Genomic DNA, 20,253 nt, shown 5'->3' with positions numbered 1-20,253 from the left:
CGTCCGACGCGCGCTTCCATCGGCCACTTCCACGTCCGACGCGCGCTTCCATCGGCCCGTCGACTGCTACGCCACCGGACGCGGCCCGAACCGACCGCATCCGAACGGCGTCACTCCTCGAACGTCGGCTCGTCCCACCGCTCGTCCGGGTCGACGGCGGAGAGCGCGTGCTCGATTTCGGCCTCGGAGAACTCCGCGTCGTGCAGCAGCATGTTGAGCCGCTGCCACCGCCGGCTCTGTTCGTCCTCGCCCTCCGGTCCGACGCGGGCGCCGTGCGTCTTGAAGAACCGGGCGTCGCGTCCGAGCCTGCTGCCTTCGCCGGTGTGTTTGTCGAACGCGACGTCGTACTCGCCGCCCGGCTCGAAGTCGCCGACCGGAAAGTCCTGTGCGGGCTCGCGTCCCTCCTCGCGGGCTTCGGCGCGCTCCGCCGCGGCGTTTCGGAAGAACTCGTCGGCGTTCGGCGACTCCCGCGACGACCGGGCTCGCGCGCACGCCAGCGCCGCGTGCACCGCGCAGATTCGGCCGCGCCACTCGCTCGGCTCCCAGCGCTCCGTCGCCAGTTCTTCGTACCGCTCCACCAGCAGCGCCACGTCGTCGCCGGCGCGCAAGTCCTCCACGACGTAGAGGTTCAGCCGGTCCCAGAGGTTCCAGCCGAACCCGGAGCGCGCCAGTTCCCACGCCGCCCACGCCGCGACCTGCTCGTCGCTCCGACGCACCGCCTTCTGCAGCAGACTCGACACCGCGAACCGGTTGTAGCCGCCGTCCGTCTCGTCGCTGTCTTTCGGCTCCCCGAAGTCGTTCGTCCCGTCGGCGTCCGGCTCACGGTCCGAGAGCTCGCCGTCCGCCCCGAACGTGACCTGCCGGCTCTCGTCGTCCGTCATGGCAGACCGTTCACGGCCGCGCCGATAAACCCCGCGACGGCAGCGTGGTTCGCCGTACCGAACCGGTGGTGAATGAGAATCCTTAAGTCCAGCAGCGGCGCAGTTGGAGACAGACCGGCCTTAGCTCAGCCTGGTAGAGCAGCCGACTGTAGATCGGCTTGTCCCCCGTTCAATTCGGGGAGGCCGGACTCCCCTTCTCCCCGAAGACGTCGTCGACCACGGCCCAGTATTGGCTTCTGTCTGAACTGATTCATGTCCCCCGTTTAGCGACGCTTCGAGGACCCCGGTCGGGTCGGCTGTCGGTCAGCAGTGATGCTCGCTCTCAAGCCGATTCAGGAGCGATTCGAGTTTGTCGAGGTCGACGCGCATGTCGAGCCCGTCGGGTTCGCACAGCAGGAACGCGTTCGTGAACCCGAGCGCGTCCGCGAGGACGGTGTAGCACGTGTTGATGTCCGACCCGTACAGCGTCACGACCGTGGCGTCCGTGGCGTAAATCATGTTCGTCAGCCCCGCGCCCATCGGCGCGACGATGTACTCCGCGTTCGCGAACAGCTGCACCTGCTCTTCGACCGACAGCTCCTCCAGAACGTACTTTTCGAACCCGCGTTCGGACAGGACCTCCATGAGCGCCGGTCGGTTCGTGACGCGGCGAGCATCCGCCTGTTCGCGCGAGATGAATATCCGGTTCCGCTGGTCCGTATCCGGCGACACCCGCCTCGTAATCTGCGTGGCGAGCCAGCGATACGCCTCGGGCGAGAAGACGAATCCTGTCTCGTCGGCCGTCAGCGACGTCTCCCTGCGGAGTGACGGGACGACGAGGCGGTCGACGTCGACCCGGCCGCCGCGCCACTGCCGCCACCGGTCCTCGTCGACGCCTGCAAGTTCCAGGGACTGACGCATCCACGTGGACATGTCCGGCGGAACGAGTACGTCGGGTTCGACGTCGAACTCCGCCTCGTATCGGCGGAGCCCTTCGAGTCGGAGGAGGTAGTCCGAGTACCAGTGATAGTATCCGTGCGTCCAGGGACCGACGAGTGACACGACGGTGTCGAGCCGCCGCTCGGCCGTCCGCCGCACCGGAAGTACCCCGTTCGTGGCCGCTCTGAGGACGCTGAGCGAGAACTGCTCGGGCGACCCGACCGAGTTCTCCAGCAGCGGGCCGTCGCCGGTCAGCGCCATCGCGTCCGGCCCGACCAGTTGGACGTCGCTGAACTCCGCCACGAACGGGCGGCTGATCCGGATTCGGCCGAGCTTTTGAGCCATCTTTTCGGGAGGGTCGTCCGGAGAAATCGGGTCGTCGAACGTGAACGCCTCCGCGTCCCCGAACCGCCACACCCGTTGCGCTACCTCCTCGTGGTCGTCCCGTGTGACCGCCAAAGCACCGATGGCTGCGGTGGCCGGCCCGCTCCCGACGACCCTGTCGACGGAGCGTGCGGCGTAATATCGGAGCAGTTCGCTCATTGTCGCTCAGTTGGACGAGCCCCGATTATAGCTTTTCACCCGCAGCCGTGGACGCGCTCTACGCGTCTCGCCCGGGGGAGGGCGCCGGATAATTCGGAGTTCGCGCAGGGTGACGCGAGGTGGGTCGAGAGACGAGTGGGCGGGGCAGCGGAGCGGTGGAGGGTAGAGTGGCGGGGCGGCGAAGCCGCGGACGAGCGGTCGGCGCCCGTCACTCCGCCGGTATCCAGGACTCGTGGAGATGCACCCACTCGACGCCGTTCGGTGCGGCTTCGGCGGGCCGGAACAGCGCGGTGGAGCGCCGGCCGGTCCGGTCGCCGTCGTCGCGCTGCCACTCCTCGTAGGTGAGGAGGCAGTGGTCGTCGCCGTCGTCGCGGACGGTGAGCCGCTCGATGCTGATTTCGAACGGGGGAACGGACCCAGACTTCGACGCGTGCGCGCTGCGGAGCGTGGAGAGCACGGAGTCCTTGTCGCGGCGCTCGCTGCGCGGCGTAATCAACCGAAAGTCGTCGGCGAGCGCGGCTTCCGGGTGGTCGAACGCGGTCTCGGGGAGGCGGCCCGCGAACCAGTCTTCGATGAAGTCGTGGAGCGCTTCGACCTCCGACTCGGCGTCGTCCGCCACTGACATGTCGGCGCTACGGACGACTCCGTCATCAACGTACGCAATCCGGTGTCCGACCGTGCGCATCGCCGCTGCGACCAATTTTATACCGGCGGCGACGCGACCTATACATATGGTACACGTAGCAGTTGTCGGTGGCGGCCCCGCTGGGCTGTCGGCAGCACTGTTCGCGGCGAAGAACGGCCTCGACGTGACGGTGTTCGACACCGACGAGACGTGGATGCACAAGGCGCACCTGTTCAACTACCTCGGCGTGGACTCCATCGACGGGAGCAGCTACATCGACGTCGCGCGGAAGCAGGCCGAACGGTTCGGTGCCGACCTGAAGCAGGGGACCGAGGTCACCGACGTGTCGACGGCCGACGGCGGATTCTCGGTCGCCGCCGGCGACGAAGAACTCGACGCTGACTACGTCGTGCTCGCGACCGGCGCGAACCGTGACCTCGCCGAGGACCTCGGCTGTGAGACCACCGACGACGGCGTCGTGGACGTCGACGTGACGATGGAGACCAGCGTCGACGACGCTTACGCCACCGGCGCGATGGTCCGGGCCGAGGAGTGGCAGGCGGTCATCTCCGCCGGCGACGGGGCTGCCGCCGCGCTCAACGTCCTGACGAAGGAGAAGGGCGAGCACTACCACGACTTCGACGTGCCGGCCGACGCGGACGCGGTCGCCGAGTCACTGACGAACGAACTCGACGACTAAGCCGGTCGCCAGCCGTCGGTCGCACGGCATCGACCGTCGGCTCGTTCTCGCGAACGTTCAAATCAGATGGGGCGTCCAGTCGCCGGTGTGACCTGACGGTTCGACGGTCGGCGCTCCGCGGTTGTGCGGCACTGCCCCGACCGAGCAGCCCCTGCCGCCTGTCCGCTACCGCAAAGCCTACCGAGGAACCGGGATAGCAGCGCCTGTGTCCCGCCTCGTCGCCGCCGGTCGCCTCGAAGAGCGCGTCCCGCCGCACGTCGCGCTCGTCGTCGCGATACTGGCGGTTTCGACGAGCGCCGTCCTCGTCGAGTGGAGCCGCGCCCCGAGCCTGGTGAAGGCGCTGTACCGCGTCGTGTTCACGACCGCGTTCCTCCTCCCGGTCGCGCTGTATCGGCCGACGGACCGCGCGGCGTTCACCGAGATTCGGCCGCGCGACCTGGCCGTCGCCGTCGCGTCCGGGGTCGCACTCGCGATTCACTTCGCGTCGTGGTTCGAGAGCCTGCGGTGGACCAGCGTCGCCGCGAGCGTCACGCTCGTCCAAGCCCAGCCGCTGTTCGTCGCGGCCGGCGCGTGGGCGTGGCTCGACGAGCGCGTGACGCGCCGCACCGCGGCGGGCATCGCGGTCGCAGTCGTCGGGATGCTCGTCATGAGCGGCGGTGATCTACTCGCCGGCGCCGCGTTGACCGGGAAGCGGCCGCTGTACGGGAACGCGCTCGCGGTGCTCGGCGCCGTCACCGCGGCGGGCTACGTGCTCGCCGGCCGGTCGCTCCGACAGCGACTCCCGCTGCTGCCGTACGTCACCGTGGTCTACGTCACCTGCGCCGCGGCGCTGCTCGCGGCGACGCTGACCCGTGGGTATCCGCTGTTCGCGTATCCGCCCCGGGAGTGGCTGCTGTTTCTCGCCATGGCCGCGGGTCCCGGGCTGTTCGGCCACACCGTCCTGAACTGGGTGCTCGCGCACGTCGAATCGAGCGTCGTTTCCGTCTCTCTCCTTGGGGAGCCGGTCGGTAGCACGCTGCTCGCGGCGCTGCTGCTCGCGGAGTATCCGACGCCGGTGACGCTGCTCGGCGGCGCGGTCGTCCTCTTGGGCGTCTGGCTGACGGCGTCGGCTCGACGAAGTGCGGATGCGTCCGCGGAGTGACCGGGTTCACCGGGCGGATGTGCGCTATTCGAGCAGCTGCTTCGTCCGTCTGTGCCGGTCCCGGAACATCGGTTCGAATCCGACGACAGCGAGCGGGCTCACCGCGTCGCCGACCGGGCCTCCGGGAAGCGCGTACGTCACTTCGTCGACGATGATGGTCTCGCCGTCGACGCCGAAGAACCGGTGGGCGTGTCGCCAGTACGGGAACGGGCCGCCGTTCATCTCGTCGACGAAGTAGGCAGCGTCGTCGTCCCGCTCACGTTCGACGATTTCGGTTTCCCAGTGCTGCCGGGGACCGACGCCGAACGGTCGGATGCTGAGTTCGACCCGCGTTCCGGCGTCCAGCACCGACTCGGACCCGTCGGAATCGTTCACCTTGGGCGACTCGTCGTCGGCCGATTCGTCGGCGTTCGGCCGCTCGACGCCGTGCACCCGGAGGTTCATGAACGACGGAGTCAGCGCTTCGAGACCCTCTATCCGGGAGTGAAACGCCCACACCTCGTCCAGCGGCGCGGCCACGCGCGTGGCGCGACGGTACGTGTTCACGGGAAGGTGTTCGCGGGCCGGATAGAAACAGTCACCGGCGGTGGACGCGCCGGGTGCAGCCGTCGTGCCGGGTCAGTCTCGCCGGCGGCCGGCGTCGGTCGCCGCGTCGCGCGCGCCGAAGGCGAAGACGCCGAGGAGCGCCCCCGCGAGGCCGATGCCGCCGGCGAGCGTAAGCAGGTCTCGGAGGTCGGAGCCGGAGCCGCTCGCCGACCCTCCGCTTCCGCCGACCACGACGGCGCCTTTCATCCCCATCGCCTTGTGCGGGACGCAGGCGTACTTGTGGACGCCCCGTGACTCGAACGTATGCTCGAACGTGAACCCCGACTCGCCCGTGAGTTTGCTCTCGAAGCTCCCGTCGGCCGCGGCGACGTTGTGGCTGCTGCCCTTCCCGGTCCACTCCCAGACGACCGTTGTTCCGGGGTCGACGCGGACGGCCGCCGGACTGAACGCGAAGTTCCCGCCGTTTCCGGCGGCACCGACCGAAATCGTCACGCGCCGCTGGCCGGTCTTGTCGACGGTGCCGTCGAAGTTGCTGACGTTGCTGAACCAGTCCCCGTACTCTGCGGCGACCTGCTGTTCGGTCGTCTGCCCGGTCGCCTCTGCGGTCGAGTCGGCCGTCGTGGTGGCCGCGCTGCCGCCGGAGTCCGGGTTGCCGACGACGACGGCGCCCTTCATCCCCATCGCCTTGTGCGGGACGCAGGCGTACTTGATGATGCCCTCCGACTCGACGGTGTACGAGAACGTCGCGCCGGCTTCGCTGAGCAGGTCGCTCTCGAACGCCCCGGCTTCGTCGACGACGTTGTGCGGGCTTCCCTTCCCGGTCCACTTCCAGACGATTTTCGTCCCTGGGTCGACGCGGACGGCCGCCGGAGCGAACGCGAAGTTCCCGCCGTTTCCGGCGGCGCCGACGGTGATGGTCACGGTTTTCTGGCCGGTCTTGTCGACGGTGCCGTCGAAGTTGCTGACGTTGTCGAACCAGCCGCCGTAGTCGGGGCCGCTTTGGCTCTGTGCCGCTGCGGTGCCGGCTGCGCCGGTGAGGACGCCGGCGGTCGCGGCGCCGGCTGCGCCGCGGAGGACTGTGCGCCGCGTGACGGGTCGGGTCTGTGAGGTCGTCATTGTCTCGAAATTAGTGTTGTCGTCGGTGGCAGCTGTCCGGTGATTCGACTACTGCTGGTAGCCGGCGTACTCCATCAGTTTGCTGAAGATGTCGGTCTTCATCGCCTCCTTGTAGACGACGCCGGAGAGCATCCCGCCCGGGTAGGAGTTCCCGTTCATGACGTGGTTCACCTTGTGGCAGTGCATGAGGTAGATGCCGGGGTCGGCGTCGGCGGTGAACTCGATGGTGTGCCGCTCCGCCGGGGCGACGTTGGAGACGTCCATCTCGTGCTGGGCGGCCTCCGGAATCTGACCGCCGTCCTTCTCGACCCGGCGGAACCGGTGGTTGTGGATGTGCAGCGGGTGGCTCATGTAGCCGCCGTTGACCCAGTGCACTCGGACGGTGTCGCCCTGTTCGACCAGAATCGGCGACCCCTTCTCGGGGTGGAGCGTCCGCGGCGCCACCTTGCCGTTGACGGTGAACACGTCGGGGTTGCGGTTCCGCGGACTGTAGGAGACGCTCTCGCCGGCCATCATCCGGTTGAGCCGCGAGTCCCACTCCTTGACCGTCATGAAGTACTCCTTGTCGGCCTCCTCGTACCCCTTCGGGTCGACGCGGAAGATGCCGTACATCCCCATGTCGATGTGGCGGTGGGTCTGGAAGTGGCAGTGGTAGAAGTGGGTGCCGGGGACGTTCGCGGGCACCGTGTACGTGTGTTTCTCACCGGGGGCGACGCTGATGCCGGTGGTGGTCGGGACGCCGTCGTCCTTCCACGCCTTCTGGACGCCGTGGAAGTGGACCGTGTGCGGCCGCTTCCCGTCCGTGTTGTCGAGCGTGACCTCGATGTCGTTCCCCTCCGTCGTTCGGAGAATCGGCCCGGGGACGCTCGGGTCGCGGTCGTCCGCCTGGAACGCCCACACCCGGGGCAGCTTCACGGGGCCGCCCATCGAGTCGAGCGGATGCGCCTCGTGGACCGCGGGCTGGGTTTTCAGCGTCACCTTGTTCCCCTGTTCGTCGACGTTGACGACCTCTGGCGGCGCGGTCGTCGGCAGGTCCGCCGACGTCTGGGCGGCGGTCGGCGAGTCGCTCGTCTTTGTGCTCGCGCGGCTCGTGGGCGCCTGACAGCCGGCGAGCGCCGCCGCGCCGGCGCCGCCAGTTGCCGCAACGAATTCGCGTCGAGATAGACCTGTTCCGGGTGCGCCGATGCGCTCTCTCATGGGACAGGTGGGTCTACACTACCGACTGAAATAGCGGGTCGGGCCAGTTCCTGCGGCGTGAGAAGGCAACCGAACATGTTCGCCTGCTGCCCCGGGAAGGGGGCGGCGAGGTTATCGCCGGAGGGCCGTCGATCCGACGACGCCGACGGCGGCGCCGAGGGTGAACGCGGGGTAGGTCGCGAGGACCATCGCGACGGGGAACGCGGCGGTGACGGCGACGGCGACCGTCAGGTTCGTCGAGGGGCGAGCGGTGTCTGCGTCGGTGCTGCTGAACGCGGGGGTGTATCGGAGCATCGTCTCTGGGGAGATGGGGTCGGTCGACGGCGGTACAACAGGGGTGGCGCGCCGTCACTCAGCGGGCGAGTGGTGCGACGCGCGCACTGCTGGTCCGGTCCGGCCGCCCGTCCGGGATGGAGCGGGCGAGCCGGCGCCAGCCAGCGAACAACGGAATCGTGGTGTGCACGTCGTCGTCACCTCCGCTTCAGTCGTCAGCGCCCCGTCACTTCAACGTGAGTATACCACGGTAACGAGGAACACGGGCGTCGCTCGTGCGGCGCGGTGCGGTGCGAGCGGACGGGACGCCACTGGCCGAACCCGGGTTCGACGGCGGACCACACCCTTTTAGGAGCGATGACACCGACCCCCCGGGTATGAGCGAGGACTCCGACGAGTTCCGGACGGAATCGGACAGTCTCGGCGAGATGCAGGTGCCGGCGGACGCCTACTGGGGCGCACAGACGCAGCGAGCGCTGGAGAACTTCCCCATCTCGGGCATCACGTTCCCGCGGCGGTTCGTCCGCGCACTCGGCGTCGTCAAGAAGGCGGCCGCGCGCGCCAACAACGACCTGGGCCACCTCGACGACGACGTCGCCGCGGCCATCACGGACGCCGCGGACGAAGTCATCGCCGGCGACCACGACGACCAGTTCCCGGTCGACGTCTTCCAGACCGGCTCCGGCACGTCGTCGAACATGAACGCGAACGAGGTCATCGCGAACCGCGCCGCCGAACTCATGGGCGAGGCGGTCGGCGACCGCGTCGTCCACCCGAACGACCACGTGAACTTCGGGCAGTCGAGCAACGACGTCATCCCGACCGCGATGCACGTCGCCGCGCTCGAAGCCGTCGAGAAGGACCTGCTGCCGGCGCTCGAAGAACTCCACGCCGCCCTGGAGGAGAAGGAGTCGGAGTTCGACGGCGTCGTCAAGACCGGCCGAACCCACCTGCAGGACGCGACGCCGGTCCGGCTCGGCCAGGAGTTCGGCGGCTACCGCGCGCAGGTCCAGAAGGGCATCAAGCGCGTCAACGACGTCCGGTACCACCTCCGCGAACTCGCGCTCGGCGGCACCGCCGTCGGCACCGGCCTGAACACGGACCCCGAGTTCCCGGAGCTCGCGGCGGAGTACATCTCCGAGGAGACGAACACGCAGTTCCGCGAGGCGGACAACCACTTCGAGGCGCAGGCCGCCCACGACGCCATGTCGGAGGCGCACGGCGCGCTCCGCACGGTCGCCGGCAGCCTCAACAAGATCGCGAACGACCTGCGGCTGCTCGCCTCCGGGCCGCGCAACGGGCTCGGCGAAATCGAGCAGCCCGAGAACCAGCCCGGCAGCAGCATCATGCCCGGGAAAATCAATCCGGTCGTCGCCGAGGCGGTGAATCAGGTCCACAAGCAGGTCGTCGGGAACGACGCCGCCGTCTCCGCCGGCGCCGCGGAGGGCCAGATCGACCTGAACCTCTACAAGCCGGTGTTGGCGCACAACTTCCTCGAGTCCGCGGCGCTGCTCGCGAACGCCAGCGGCGTCTTCGCCGACCGGTTCGTCGCGAAACTGGAGGCCAACGAGGAGCACTGCGAGACGCGCGTCGAGCAGTCGATGGCGCTCGCCACCGCGCTCAACCCCGCCATCGGCTACGACAAGGCCAGCGAGGTCGCGAAGACGGCGATGAAGTCCGGGAAGACCATCCGCGAGGTCGTCCTCGAGAAGGGCTACCTGACCGAGGAGGAGGCCGACGAGGTGCTCGACCCCGAGAAGATGACCCACCGCGGCATCCTCGGCGACGAGGAGTAACGCTCACCGCGGCCCGTTTTCCGGTCAGTCGTCGCTGTTCTCGTCACCGAACTGCTCGTCCGCGTCGACGGCGTCTCGCCACATCGTCTCCGGGTAGCGGTCGCCGCGGTCGGCGAGCAGAATCACGACGACGTCGTCCGCGTCGAGTTCGCCGCGCTCGGCGAGCCGGGCCGTGAGCGCGGCTGCTGCGCCCGACGACTCGCCGACGAGGAAGTCGCCGTCGACGCGGAGCCGGTCGCGAACCGTCGCCTCGTCGTGTCGGCCGGTGCGGTGGATTCGCGGGTCCTCGTCGGCGTAGCGGTCGCGGAGCCGCCGCCCCCAGTCGTGGGCGTCGTCGCCGCTGACCGTGTACTCGTCGTCGAGCAGCGCGCGCTCGAACGCCTCGGTCGGCTCGCCGTGCGCGCCGGGGCGGTGGCGGAGCCCCTCGATGCCGTGGACCGCCGCCGGTTCGAAGCCGACGGCGCGAGCCCCGTCCGGGAGCACGCGGGCGACGCCGGTGGCGGTCCCGCCGGTGCCGACGCCGAGCACCGCGGCGGTGACGTCGCCGTCGGTCTGCGCGACGATTTCCTGTCCCGTCCGCTCGTGGGCGGCCGGGTTCGCCGGGTTGACGTACTGGTTCGGGAAGTAGTAGCGTTCTCCGTGCCGGTCGCACAGTTCGCGGGTCCGCGATATCTTCGCGAAGTACGGCAGCGACGGGTCGACGAACCGGACGGTCGCGCCGGCGTCGCGGATCGCGGCGACCTTCCCGGCGCCGACGTCAGACCGGGCGACGATTTCGGCGTCGTAGCCGCGGGCGGCGGCGACGCGCGCCACCGCGGACCCGGTGTTTCCGCTCGACGGCTCGATGACCGTCGCGTCGCCGTCGAGGTCGCCGCGGCGCTCCGCCCGGTTCAGCATCGACACGGCGATTCGGGACTTGACGGTGCCGCCGAGCGGCGCGTCCGGGAAGTTCAGCCACTCCACCTTCCCGTACACCGTCGGCGCGACGCCGAGGTCCAGTTCGACGAGCGGCGTGTCACCGACCGCCGACACGTCGTACTGCGCCGGGCCGCTCATGGCTCCCGCATCGGCGTCGACCCGGAAATCGGTGTGGGCCGCCGACTCCCCCGCGGTCGCCGCGGCGCCCCGTCAGACACCGTCTTCGAGCCGTTCGTACCGCTCTTCGTACCGGGCCTTGCAGGTGGGGCAGCAGAACTGCCGGAGGTCGCCGCCGATTCGGGCGGTGACGCCCTCGCTGGTGACGGTGTTGCCGCACTCGGCGCAACTCAGTTCGAACCCAGTGGCGTCGACGCTCGGCGTCCAGTCGACGTCGGAGACGAGGTCGACCTCGTAGTCGCGGACGCCGTCATCGCCAACGACCGACTCCACCCACTCGTGGACCGCGTCGTGGTCGAGGCGGACGAACGCGACGACGTCGCCGTCGGCGGTCGTGAACAGGTGCTCCACCTCGTCGGCGTCCCGCAGCGCGTCGGCGGCGTCGTCGACGCGGTCGGGTCGCAGGTCGAATCGGAGCAGCATCGGGACGCCGCCGCGGAGCGTCGACCGGTCGACGTCGATGGTGAATCCGCGGATTACGCCGGCCTCCCGGAGCCGGGAGACGCGGTCGGAGACGGCGGGCGGCGACAGGTCGACCGCGTCGCCGATTTCGCTGTACGGCCGCCGGCTGTCCTCCGCGAGCAGCCGGAGAATCCGGGCGTCTGTCTCGTCGAGGTCGCGCATACCGACGGTTCGGCGGAGCCGCGGAAATGCGTTCCGTCGCGGGCGCCGCGACTCACACCCTTTTTGCCCCCGGCCGCCGCAGCACCGCTAATGACCGACCGCGACTACGACTCGCTGGGGCTGGTCGCCGGGCTGGAGATCCACCAGCAGCTCGACACGGCGACGAAGCTGTTCTGCGAGTCGCCGACGACGCTGCGGGAACCGGAGGAGGCCGACCGGACCATCACGCGCTACCTGCACCCGACGAAGTCCGAACTCGGCGAAATCGACGAGGCGGCGCTCGAAGAGTCACAGGTCGACCGCGAGTTCGAGTACCTCGCGTACGACACGACCTGCCTCGTCGAGGAGGACGACGAGCCGCCGCGGGAGGTCGACGGGGAGGCGCTCGACGTCGCGATGCAGATCGCGGACCTGCTCGACGCGACTGTCGTCGACCAGGCGCACGTGATGCGGAAAATCGTCATCGACGGGTCGAACACCTCCGGGTTCCAGCGGTCGATGCTGCTGGCGCGCGACGGCGAACTCGACACCGAGTACGGCCCCGTCGGCGTCGAGGACATGATGCTCGAAGAGGAGTCCGCCAAACGCGTCGAGGAGACCGACGACGGCGTCCGCTACTCGCTCGACCGGCTCGGGATTCCGCTGGTCGAAATCGGGACGAAGCCGGACATCTCGTCGCCGGCGCAGGCGCACGCCGCCGCCCAGCGCATCGGAATGCTGCTCCGGTCGACCGGCGCCGTCAAGCGCGGCCTCGGCACGATTCGGCAGGACGTGAACGTCTCCATCGCCGACGGCGCCCGCGTCGAAATCAAGGGCGTGCAGGCGCTCGACCAGATCCGCGACCTCGTCGAACTGGAGGTCGACCGGCAGGTCGAACTGGTCGACGTCGCCGAGGAGCTCCGCGACCGGGGCGCCGCCGTCGCCGACCCAGTCGACGTCACGGACGTCTTCGCCGACACCGACTCCGGCGTCATCGCCGGCGCGCTCGACGACGGCGGCGTCGTGAAAGCAGTGCGGCTCGACGGCTTCGACGGCCTCGTCGGCCGCGAGATTCAACCGGACCGCCGGCTCGGCACGGAGCTGTCGGACCACGCGAAGCGGCACGGCGCCGGCGGCGTGTTCCACACCGACGAACTGCCGGCGTACGGCGTCACCGCCGACGAGGTCGTGGCGCTCCGGGACGCCGTCGACGCCGACACCCGGGACGCGGTCGTGCTGGTCGCCGACGACCCCGAAACCGCCGAGCTCGCCATCGACGCCGCCGCCGAGCGCGCCGCCGCCGCCATCGACGGCGTCCCGGAGGAGACGCGCGCCGCGAACGACGACGGCACGACGCGGTACATGCGCCCGCTGCCCGGCGCGGCGCGGCTCTACCCGGAGACCGACGTCCCGCCGGTCGAACCGGACCCCTCCGAGGTCGAGACGCCGGAGCTGCTCACCGAGAAGGTCGACCGCTACCAGGAGGAGCACGGGCTCGACGCCGGCCTCGCCGAGCAGGTCGCGTACGGCCGCCGGATGCCGCTGTTCGAGGAGGCCGTCGCCGAGGGCGTCGACCCGACGTTCGCCGCGACGACGCTGGAGTCCACCGTGACGGAGCTCCGCCGCGACGACGTCCCGGTCGGCGAACTGACCGACGAGCACTTCCTCGACGTGTTCCGGCTCGTCGAGGAGGACACGCTCGCGAAGGAAGGCGTCAACGAGGTGCTGACGACGCTCGCCGAGCAGCCGGCGCTGACCGCCGAGGAGGCCATCGAGGAGGCCGGTCTCGGCGGCGTCACGGAGGAGGAGGTGCGCGAAGCCGTCGCCGAAGTCGTCGACCGGAACGCCGAACAGGTCGAATCCGAGGGGATGGCCGCCTTCTCCGCGCTGATGGGCGAGGCGATGGGCGCGCTCCGCGGGAAGGCCGACGGCGAAGTCGTCTCCGACGCGCTCCGCGACGAGATTCAGCGCCGGCTCTGAACCGCTCTCTCCACCGGCTTCGCCGAGCAACTCGGTCGGTGCGTCGCCGCCTCGGCGCTCTGTGAACCCGTACCGTTTTATTCGCGACCCGTCCAGGGTCGGTGTGCGCGTCCAAGAGGAACTGGCGAACCCGTTCGGGATGGACGAGGGCTGTGAGAACTGCCCGGAACTCGCGTCGTGCCGCGACGACGTCGTCCACGGCTACGGCGACGCCGGCGGCGACGTCGTCGTCGTCGGCGAGGCACCGACGGCGGCGGCGGAAGCGCGCGGCGTCCCGTTCACGGGCGACGGCGAGGGCCGGCGGCTCCAGCGGATTCTCGGCGACCTCGGGCTGTCGCGCTCGCCGCCGGACGCCGCGGAGCCGGACCTGCAGAACGTCTACCTGACGTACCTGACGCGGTGTCGCCACCCGGACCGGGCGGCGACGACGGAGGAGGAGCGCGCCTGCGAGCCGTACCTGAACGCGGAGCTCCGCATGATAAACCCCGAACTCATCGTGCCGGTCGGGCAGCGGGCGCTGGAGGCGCTCGCCGTCGAGTACACGACGCGGGCGCCGTCGGACTTCGACGCCGAGGCGGAGCACGCGACGACGGTGCGCGGCCGCGGCTTCGAACTGCTCCCGATGAAGGCGCTCGGCGACCTCACCGACGCGGACGCCGACGCGTTCGTCGAACACGTCACGGAGAACGTCTTCTCGCGCGACTACCGGCAGACGAAGGGGCGTCGGAGCCGCTGAGCCGCGGGACCGCCGAGCCGCCGAGGTACCGAGCCGCGAACCGCTGCACTGTCGGCGCCCGACCACCGAGGAGTCGTGGCCCGTTCGCTCGCCGCGATTTGAGAAACCCTTAGGCGGCCGCCGACGTTGCCTCCGGTATGACTGTTGTCGCCGTGCTCGCGGACCCGCCGCGGCCCGGACTCGTGCTCGACGGCCTCGTCGACTCGTCGCCGCTGTCCGCAGAACAGGCCGCGTCGCTGTACGGCGCGATGCTGAAGGACACGTTCCGCGCCGTCGAGCGCAGCGGCGGCGACCTGCTCGTCAACTTCCGGCCGGACGACCTGCTCCCCGACGAGCACGTCGCGGAGACGGCGAGCGAGGCGGCGCTCCGGACGCTCGCCGGCGACGCCCTCGACGACATCACGGACGCCCGGTTCGAACCGCAGGTCGGCTCCACGGAGTCGGCGCGCGCCGGCAACACCGCGACCCACCTGCTGCGGGAGGAGGACGTCAGGTCCGTCGCGGTCGTCCGCGGCACCGCGCCGCTTCTCACCCGGTCGCTCGTCGACTCGGCGGCGATGAAGCTCCGGACGAACGAGACCGTCCTCGGCCCGGCGACGCGCGGCCGCGTCTACTTCGCCGGGTTCACCGAGCCGGTCGACTTCGAGGACGCCCTGGGCGAGGACGAACTGGAGACGCTGACGGCGCGCAGCGCCGACGCCGGCAACGACGTCGAGTACCTCCCGCTGCAGGTCGGCGTCGCCGACGCGGCCGACCTCCGCGACCTCCTCCCGGTGCTGTGGAGCCGCCTCGACGCCGAGCGCGCCGTCCCCGAACACACCGCGACGGTCGTCCACGACCTCGGACTCCGGGTGCGGGACGGCGAAGTCGTCATCGACACTCCTTAGGTGGGGAGCCTCGAAGGCAGCGACGCGGTGGGATGGCAGAGTGGCCCATTGCGCCTGCCTTGAAAGCAGGTGGCGCAAGCCTCCTGGGTTCGAATCCCAGTCCCACCGACCCGCGTTTTCGACGCCGCCCACCGAGGCGGAGTCCGCCGCGAACCGACCGGCAGGCACGGAACGAATCGGTCAGTGGCGGGTCCGTGCGTGGCGCGCGTCGCTCGCGCTGCGTCGCGAGCGGTGCGCGCGAGGGATGAGCCCGGAGCGAGCACCGCGAGCGACGGGCGAATCGGCTGGGGAGGCCGCGCGAGCACCGCGAGCGCGAGCGGCCGCGGCGCGGACCGGACGGACACGCGCCGAGTCACGGCGGTCCGCGGAGCGCTCCCGCAGAGCACTCCCGCAGCGCAATCCCGCAACGCCCAAACGGCCGCCCCGTGTACGTCCAGAGAAGAATGGAGCCGAAACGCGAGATGACGTCGGTCGACCTCACCGCGCTCGTCGGCGAGCTGCAGCGCTACGAGGGCGCGAAGGTCGACAAGGTCTACCTCTACGGCGACGATTTGGTGCGGTTCAAGCTCCGTGACTTCGACCGCGGCCGCGTGGAGCTGCTGGTGGAGACTGGCGAAGTGAAGCGGTGTCACGTCGCGGCGGCGGAGCACGTCCCGGACGCGCCGGGCCGCCCACCGGAGTTCGCGAAGACGCTGCGCGCACAGATCGGCGGCGGCGACTTCGTCGACGTCTCCCAGTACGAGTTCGACCGCATCCTCACTTTCGAGTTCGAGCGGCCCGACCAGGATACGACGGTGGTCGCGGAGCTGTTCGGGGAGGGGAACGTCGCGGTGCTCGACGAGAACAACGAGGTGCAGCGCAGCCTCGAAACCGTCCGGCTGAAATCCCGGACGGTCGCGCCGGGTAGCCAGTACGAGTACCCCGGGAGCCGGCTGAACCCGCTCGACGTCCGCTTCGAGGCGTTCGAAGCGAAGATGCGCGAATCAGACACCGACGTCGTGCGGACGCTCGCGACCCAGCTCAACCTCGGCGGGCTCTACGGCGAGGAGTTCTGTACGCGCGCCGGCGTCGACAAGACGACCGACATCGACGACGTCACCGACGAGGAACTGCGCGCCATCCACGACGCGATGGAGCGGCTCGCAGAGCGGCTCCGCTCGGGCGACCTCGACCCGCGCGTCTACCTGGAGGACGGCGACGTCGTCGACGTGACGCCGCTGCCGCTGGAGGAGCGCGACGGCCTGGAGTCCGAGGCGTACGACGACTTCAACGCCGCGCTCGACGCCTACTTCCACCGGCTCGACCTCACCGAAGACGAGGACGTCGACGAGTCCCCGGAGTTCGAAGCCGAGATCGCGAAGCAGAACCGCATCATCGAACAGCAGGAGAACGCCATCGAGGACTTCCGCGAGCAGGCCGAACGCGAGCGCGAGAAAGCCGAGTTGGTGTACGCTCACTACGACCTCGTCGACGACGTGCTCTCGACGGTCCAGCGGGCGCGCGAGGACGGCCGGCCGTGGGACGACATCGCGGAGACGTTCGAAACGGGCGCCGAACGCGGCATCCCGGAGGCCGAGGCCGTCGAAGACGTCGACGGCGCGAACGGCACCGTGACGCTCCGGCTCGACGACACGGCCGTGACGCTCGACGCCGCGAACGGCCCCGAGAAGAACGCCGACAGGCTGTATCAGGAGGCGAAGCGCATCGAAGAGAAGATGGAGGGCGCGAAGCAGGCTATCGAGAACACCCGCGAGGAGCTCGAAGCCGTCAAGCAGCGCCGCGAAGCGTGGGAGGCCGAGGAGGAAGAATCCGAGGCGGAGGCGCAGGCGGAGGAGGGCGAAGCGGAGGAAGAAGCCGTCGACTGGCTGTCGCGGTCGTCGGTCCCGGTCCGGAAGCAGGACCACTGGTACGACCGGTTCCGGTGGTTCAGGACCTCCGACGGCTTCCTCGTGCTCGGCGGCCGGAACGCCGACCAGAACGAGGAGCTCGTGAAGAACTACATGGACGCCGACGACCTGTTCTTGCACACGCAGGCGCACGGCGGCCCCGTCACGCTCGTCAAGGCGACCGCGCCCTCGGAGCCGGCGCAGGACGTCACCATCCCGGAGCGGAGCCGCGAGGAGGCCGCGCAGTTCGCCGTGTCGTACTCGTCGGTGTGGAAGGACGGCCGCGGCGCCGGCGACGCCTACCTCGTGACGCCCGACCAGGTGTCGAAGACCCCCGAGTCCGGCGAGTACATCGAGAAGGGCGGATTCGTCATCCGCGGCGACCGCGACTACTACCGCGACGTCCCGGCGCGGGTCGCCGTCGGCATCCAGGTGGAGCCGGAGACGCGCGTCATCGGCGGCCCGCCGTCCGCCATCGAACCGGAGGCGGAGACCACCATCGAACTGCAGCCCGGGCAGTTCGCGCAGAACGACGCGGCGATGAAGTGCTACCGGGCGTTCAAGTCCCGGTTCGCCGACGACTCGTTCGTCCGGAAAGTCGCGTCGGCCGACCTGATTCAGGAGTTCCTGCCGCCGGGCGGCAGCGACCTCCTCGGAGTGTAGCCGTGCTGTCCGAGGCGCTCCGCTACCCGTTCGGCGGCGACCGCGGCGACGCCGCCGAAACGCTCGCCGTCGGGTTCGGGCTCCACCTGGTCTCCGTGTGGGTGCCGGTGCTGCCGCTCGTCCCTGTGCTCGGCTACCTGCTCCGGGTGCTCCGGCCCGACGCGGTCGACGCGCCGCCGCGGTTCACCGACGTCCCGTCGCTGCTCCGCGACGGCGTCGTCGCCGCCGTCGTCGCCGCCGCGTACCTCGCGGTTCCGGTCGTCGGCCTCGCCATCACCGCCCGCGGACTGTTCCTCGGCGGCCCGGGCGCCGGCGTCGGCCGGCTCGGCGTCATCGTCGGCGGCGCCGCCACCATCCTGTTCGTCTGCTGTTTCACCTACCCGCTCCCCGCGGCGCTCGCCGCGGCGGCCCGCAGCGGCCTCCGCACCGCCTTCGACGTCCGGGCGCTGCTCGGCGTCGTAACGAACGCCCGGTACTTCTACGGCTGGAGCATCGGCGTCGGCGCGCTCGGCGTCGCGGCTGCGTTCGCGACGTCGCCGGCGCGCCCGGTCGCGCTCGTCGGCTACTTCCTGCTGTTTTACGCCGAGGTCGTCGCCGCGGCCGCGGTCCGCGACGCCGTCGGGGGAAAGCGTTTTCTCGGCTCCTGTTGACGGAGACGTATGTTCGAAGACGCTGTCAAGTTCCCCCTCGAAAGCGAGGACCGGGTGTCGACGCTCATCATCGGCGGCGTGCTCACTCTGCTGAGCGTACTCATCATCCCGGCGTTCATCGTGCAGGGCTACCTCATCCGGGTGCTTCGGGCGGCCGCGACCGGCGAGGAGGCGGCGCCGTCGTTCACCGACTGGGGCGACCTGTTCGTCGACGGCCTGAAGCTGCTCGTCATCAACCTCGTCTACGGAATCGCCATCATGGTGCCGTTCGTCCTGGTCGGCGTCGTCGGAATCGGCGGCGCCGCATTCACGGAGGGATTCGGCGGCGTCGCCGCACTCAGCGCCGTGACAGTGCTGCTGTTCGCGCTCGTCGCACTCGTCGCGCTCGTCATCTCGTACGTCATCCCCGCGGCGCTCACCAACTTCGCGCTCGACGGCTCGCTGAGCGCCGCCTTCGACGTCGACACAATCAAGCAGGTCGCGCTCACCGGCGACTACTTCGTCGGCGTGCTGCTCGGCGTCGTCCTCGGCGGCGTCATCGGAACCATCGCGTCGCCGCTCGTGTTCCTCCTCGTCGGCATCCCGCTGCTGTTCTACGGGCAGGTGGTCACGTACTACTGCTTCGGCCGCGGCTTCGCCGACGCCCGCGGCGGGGCCGGCGCCGGTGCCGCAGGCGGCCCGGTGGCGGACGCGCAGCGCGACGCGTACTGAACGGTCGGGCATTCTTCCGGGGTTCCACGTCGCAGGCGCCGTGTTCGGCGGGCGTCTGAGAAGGCCTTTGTAGCCGCCCGCCGGAGGGTTCCGCATGCGCATCGAAGGCCGCGGACGCGGCGAGGAGGGCCGCACGCGCCTCACGGTCGTCCCGGAGACGACCGACGACCTCTGGCACCTCTCGCACGTCCTCGAACCCGGCGACCTCGTCGAGGCGGACACCACGCGCCGGATCCAGCGCGACGACGAGGCGCTCCGGGACACCGGCGGCGAACGCGAACACATCCACGTCACCATCGAGGTCGAGGACGTCGAGTTCGCCCGGTTCGCGAACCGGCTCCGCGTCGGCGGCGTCATCGTCGACGCCTCCCGCGAGGACCAGCTCGGCCACCACCACACCATCAACGTCGAAGAGCGGAAGGAGCTCACCATCGAAAAGGAGTTCAAGCCCGACCAGCTCGAACGCGTCCAGGAGGCCGAGGAGGCCACGGGCGCCCCGGACGTTGCCATCGCCACCGTCGAGGAGGGCGCAGCCTACATCCACACCGTCCAGCAGTACGGCACCGAGGAGTACGCCAGCTTCACGAAGCCGACCGGGAAGGGCGACTACGCCCGGCCACGCGAGGAGCTGTTCGAGGAGCTCGGCGAGGCGCTGTCCCACCTCGACCCCGACGCCATCATCCTCGCCGGCCCGGGGTTCACGAAGAACGACGCCCGCGACTACGTCGCCGAGGAGTTCCGCGACCTCGACGACCGAATCACGGTCGTCGACACCTCCGCCGCCGGCGACCGCGGCGTCCACGAGGTCCTGAAGCGCGGCGCCGTCGCCGACGTCCAAGAGGAGACGCGCATCGCCCGCGAGGCCGAACTCATCGACGAACTCACCGAACGCATCGCGGAGGGCGCGAAGGCGACGTACGGCGTCGAGGAGACGATGGAGGCCGCCGAGTTCGGCGCCGTCGAGACGCTGCTCATCCTCGACGAGCGCCTCCGCGCCGAACGGCAGGGGGAGGGCGACTGGGACGTCGACGCCAACGACCTCATCGAGGAGGTCGAACAGAAAGGCGGCGACGTCGTCGTGTTCTCCGCGGACTTCGCGCCCGGCCAGCAGCTGTCGAACCTCGGCGGCGTCGCCGCGCTCCTCCGCTACCGGCTCCAGTAGCCGTAGGGCCACGGCCGGCAGCCGACACCAGGATTCCTCACGTTCCGGGCGTCTCGGCCCGTCGATGCTTCGCGTCCAGCGATGTCTCGGCGTCGTCCGCGCGGCCGTCGCCGTTCGCCGCGTCCCAAACCTACAAGCGGCCCG

At 70.0% G+C, this 20,253-nt stretch carries 19 protein-coding genes and 2 tRNA genes; 12 read left to right on the top strand and 9 right to left on the bottom strand.

The window, feature by feature from the left end:
• Positions 1 to 110: 110 nt before the first annotated feature.
• A complete protein-coding gene (locus ACQUS7_RS10830; RefSeq protein WP_435146952.1) occupies positions 111 to 881 on the bottom strand; it encodes a hypothetical protein in 771 nt (256 codons plus the stop codon).
• Positions 882 to 995: 114 nt separating this feature from the next.
• On the opposite strand from ACQUS7_RS10830, the gene ACQUS7_RS10825 reads away from it, so the two are divergent.
• Positions 996 to 1,069: transfer RNA gene (locus ACQUS7_RS10825), tRNA-Tyr, on the top strand.
• Positions 1,070 to 1,184: 115 nt separating this feature from the next.
• Here the strand turns inward: ACQUS7_RS10825 and ACQUS7_RS10820 are convergent.
• The gene (locus ACQUS7_RS10820) at positions 1,185 to 2,342 is read right to left on the bottom strand and encodes a glycosyltransferase family 61 protein (RefSeq protein WP_435146950.1); all 1,158 of its coding nucleotides are present in this window, start codon (positions 2,340 to 2,342) and stop codon (positions 1,185 to 1,187) included.
• A gap of 208 nt (positions 2,343 to 2,550) precedes the next feature.
• Positions 2,551 to 2,967 carry a hypothetical protein gene (locus ACQUS7_RS10815; RefSeq protein ID WP_435129511.1) on the bottom strand — a complete coding sequence of 139 codons (417 nt, stop codon included), beginning with the start codon at positions 2,965 to 2,967 and terminating at the stop codon, positions 2,551 to 2,553.
• Between the two features lie 106 nt (positions 2,968 to 3,073).
• On the opposite strand from ACQUS7_RS10815, the gene ACQUS7_RS10810 reads away from it, so the two are divergent.
• The gene (locus ACQUS7_RS10810) at positions 3,074 to 3,667 is read left to right on the top strand and encodes an NAD(P)/FAD-dependent oxidoreductase (protein WP_435129509.1); all 594 of its coding nucleotides are present in this window, start codon (positions 3,074 to 3,076) and stop codon (positions 3,665 to 3,667) included.
• 205 nt (positions 3,668 to 3,872) lie between these two features.
• On the top strand, positions 3,873 to 4,808 hold the full coding sequence (locus ACQUS7_RS10805) for a DMT family transporter (RefSeq protein WP_435146947.1): 936 nt from the start codon (positions 3,873 to 3,875) through the stop codon (positions 4,806 to 4,808).
• A gap of 24 nt (positions 4,809 to 4,832) precedes the next feature.
• On the opposite strand, the gene ACQUS7_RS10800 is transcribed toward ACQUS7_RS10805, so the two are convergent.
• The 4 genes from ACQUS7_RS10800 to ACQUS7_RS10785 form a co-directional block, all read right to left on the bottom strand.
• Positions 4,833 to 5,327, bottom strand: coding sequence for an SRPBCC family protein (locus ACQUS7_RS10800; RefSeq protein ID WP_435146945.1), 495 nt, complete (start codon positions 5,325 to 5,327; stop codon positions 4,833 to 4,835).
• Positions 5,328 to 5,426: 99 nt separating this feature from the next.
• Positions 5,427 to 6,470: a halocyanin domain-containing protein gene (locus ACQUS7_RS10795; RefSeq protein ID WP_435146943.1), complete on the bottom strand. Its 1,044-nt coding sequence runs from the start codon at positions 6,468 to 6,470 to the stop codon at positions 5,427 to 5,429.
• A gap of 48 nt (positions 6,471 to 6,518) precedes the next feature.
• On the bottom strand, positions 6,519 to 7,667 hold the full coding sequence (locus tag ACQUS7_RS10790; protein ID WP_435146941.1) for a multicopper oxidase domain-containing protein: 1,149 nt from the start codon (positions 7,665 to 7,667) through the stop codon (positions 6,519 to 6,521).
• Between the two features lie 111 nt (positions 7,668 to 7,778).
• Positions 7,779 to 7,961: a hypothetical protein gene (locus tag ACQUS7_RS10785; protein WP_435129494.1), complete on the bottom strand. Its 183-nt coding sequence runs from the start codon at positions 7,959 to 7,961 to the stop codon at positions 7,779 to 7,781.
• Positions 7,962 to 8,317: 356 nt separating this feature from the next.
• On the opposite strand from ACQUS7_RS10785, the gene ACQUS7_RS10780 reads away from it, so the two are divergent.
• Positions 8,318 to 9,736, top strand: coding sequence for a class II fumarate hydratase (locus ACQUS7_RS10780; RefSeq protein ID WP_435129491.1), 1,419 nt, complete (start codon positions 8,318 to 8,320; stop codon positions 9,734 to 9,736).
• Positions 9,737 to 9,760: 24 nt separating this feature from the next.
• Here ACQUS7_RS10780 and ACQUS7_RS10775 read toward each other — a convergent pair whose 3' ends face one another.
• Positions 9,761 to 10,792, bottom strand: coding sequence for a pyridoxal-phosphate dependent enzyme (locus tag ACQUS7_RS10775; protein WP_435146938.1), 1,032 nt, complete (start codon positions 10,790 to 10,792; stop codon positions 9,761 to 9,763).
• Positions 10,793 to 10,864: 72 nt separating this feature from the next.
• Positions 10,865 to 11,455, bottom strand: coding sequence for an AsnC family transcriptional regulator (locus ACQUS7_RS10770; protein ID WP_435146936.1), 591 nt, complete (start codon positions 11,453 to 11,455; stop codon positions 10,865 to 10,867).
• A 90-nt stretch (positions 11,456 to 11,545) separates the two neighbouring features.
• Between ACQUS7_RS10770 and gatE the strand changes: the two genes are divergently transcribed.
• The 8 genes from gatE to ACQUS7_RS10730 all read left to right on the top strand — a co-directional run bounded on the left by gatE (position 11,546) and on the right by ACQUS7_RS10730 (position 20,109).
• Complete coding sequence (gene gatE / locus ACQUS7_RS10765) at positions 11,546 to 13,414, top strand: Glu-tRNA(Gln) amidotransferase subunit GatE (RefSeq protein ID WP_435146934.1); 1,869 nt, start codon at positions 11,546 to 11,548, stop codon at positions 13,412 to 13,414.
• 139 nt (positions 13,415 to 13,553) lie between these two features.
• Positions 13,554 to 14,150 carry a uracil-DNA glycosylase gene (locus tag ACQUS7_RS10760; protein WP_435147164.1) on the top strand — a complete coding sequence of 199 codons (597 nt, stop codon included), beginning with the start codon at positions 13,554 to 13,556 and terminating at the stop codon, positions 14,148 to 14,150.
• Positions 14,151 to 14,287: 137 nt separating this feature from the next.
• Complete coding sequence (locus ACQUS7_RS10755; protein WP_435129480.1) at positions 14,288 to 15,037, top strand: hypothetical protein; 750 nt, start codon at positions 14,288 to 14,290, stop codon at positions 15,035 to 15,037.
• Between the two features lie 26 nt (positions 15,038 to 15,063).
• Positions 15,064 to 15,145: transfer RNA gene (locus tag ACQUS7_RS10750), tRNA-Ser, on the top strand.
• 335 nt (positions 15,146 to 15,480) lie between these two features.
• Positions 15,481 to 17,586: a ribosome rescue protein RqcH gene (gene rqcH, locus ACQUS7_RS10745; RefSeq protein ID WP_435146932.1), complete on the top strand. Its 2,106-nt coding sequence runs from the start codon at positions 15,481 to 15,483 to the stop codon at positions 17,584 to 17,586.
• A 2-nt stretch (positions 17,587 to 17,588) separates the two neighbouring features.
• Complete coding sequence (locus ACQUS7_RS10740; RefSeq protein ID WP_435146930.1) at positions 17,589 to 18,236, top strand: DUF4013 domain-containing protein; 648 nt, start codon at positions 17,589 to 17,591, stop codon at positions 18,234 to 18,236.
• A 9-nt stretch (positions 18,237 to 18,245) separates the two neighbouring features.
• Entirely contained in the window at positions 18,246 to 18,947 is a 702-nt protein-coding gene (locus ACQUS7_RS10735; RefSeq protein WP_435146928.1) for a DUF4013 domain-containing protein, read from the top strand.
• 94 nt (positions 18,948 to 19,041) lie between these two features.
• On the top strand, positions 19,042 to 20,109 hold the full coding sequence (locus ACQUS7_RS10730; RefSeq protein WP_435146926.1) for an mRNA surveillance protein pelota: 1,068 nt from the start codon (positions 19,042 to 19,044) through the stop codon (positions 20,107 to 20,109).
• The last annotated feature ends 144 nt before the right edge of the window (positions 20,110 to 20,253 follow it).

The sequence above is a fragment of the Halobaculum sp. P14 genome (assembly GCF_051195155.1).
Lineage (GTDB): Archaea > Halobacteriota > Halobacteria > Halobacteriales > Haloferacaceae > JBNTKA01.
This window is presented reverse-complemented; position numbering and strand designations above follow the sequence as displayed.

What these genes read in the sequence shown, in the direction of transcription:
- ACQUS7_RS10760 (WP_435147164.1), top strand. Translation starts at nt 13,554, where the DNA reads ATGGACGAGGGCTGTGAGAACTGCCCGGAACTCGCGTCGTGCCGCGAC.
- ACQUS7_RS10770 (WP_435146936.1), bottom strand. Translation starts at nt 11,455, where the DNA reads ATGCGCGACCTCGACGAGACAGACGCCCGGATTCTCCGGCTGCTCGCG.
- ACQUS7_RS10775 (WP_435146938.1), bottom strand. Translation starts at nt 10,792, where the DNA reads ATGAGCGGCCCGGCGCAGTACGACGTGTCGGCGGTCGGTGACACGCCG.
- ACQUS7_RS10785 (WP_435129494.1), bottom strand. Translation starts at nt 7,961, where the DNA reads ATGCTCCGATACACCCCCGCGTTCAGCAGCACCGACGCAGACACCGCT.
- ACQUS7_RS10790 (WP_435146941.1), bottom strand. Translation starts at nt 7,667, where the DNA reads ATGAGAGAGCGCATCGGCGCACCCGGAACAGGTCTATCTCGACGCGAA.
- ACQUS7_RS10815 (WP_435129511.1), bottom strand. Translation starts at nt 2,967, where the DNA reads ATGTCAGTGGCGGACGACGCCGAGTCGGAGGTCGAAGCGCTCCACGAC.
- ACQUS7_RS10820 (WP_435146950.1), bottom strand. Translation starts at nt 2,342, where the DNA reads ATGAGCGAACTGCTCCGATATTACGCCGCACGCTCCGTCGACAGGGTC.
- ACQUS7_RS10735 (WP_435146928.1), top strand. Translation starts at nt 18,246, where the DNA reads ATGTTCGAAGACGCTGTCAAGTTCCCCCTCGAAAGCGAGGACCGGGTG.
- rqcH (WP_435146932.1), top strand. Translation starts at nt 15,481, where the DNA reads ATGGAGCCGAAACGCGAGATGACGTCGGTCGACCTCACCGCGCTCGTC.
- ACQUS7_RS10810 (WP_435129509.1), top strand. Translation starts at nt 3,074, where the DNA reads ATGGTACACGTAGCAGTTGTCGGTGGCGGCCCCGCTGGGCTGTCGGCA.
- ACQUS7_RS10780 (WP_435129491.1), top strand. Translation starts at nt 8,318, where the DNA reads ATGAGCGAGGACTCCGACGAGTTCCGGACGGAATCGGACAGTCTCGGC.
- ACQUS7_RS10730 (WP_435146926.1), top strand. Translation starts at nt 19,042, where the DNA reads ATGCGCATCGAAGGCCGCGGACGCGGCGAGGAGGGCCGCACGCGCCTC.
- ACQUS7_RS10830 (WP_435146952.1), bottom strand. Translation starts at nt 881, where the DNA reads ATGACGGACGACGAGAGCCGGCAGGTCACGTTCGGGGCGGACGGCGAG.
- ACQUS7_RS10795 (WP_435146943.1), bottom strand. Translation starts at nt 6,470, where the DNA reads ATGACGACCTCACAGACCCGACCCGTCACGCGGCGCACAGTCCTCCGC.
- ACQUS7_RS10755 (WP_435129480.1), top strand. Translation starts at nt 14,288, where the DNA reads ATGACTGTTGTCGCCGTGCTCGCGGACCCGCCGCGGCCCGGACTCGTG.
- gatE (WP_435146934.1), top strand. Translation starts at nt 11,546, where the DNA reads ATGACCGACCGCGACTACGACTCGCTGGGGCTGGTCGCCGGGCTGGAG.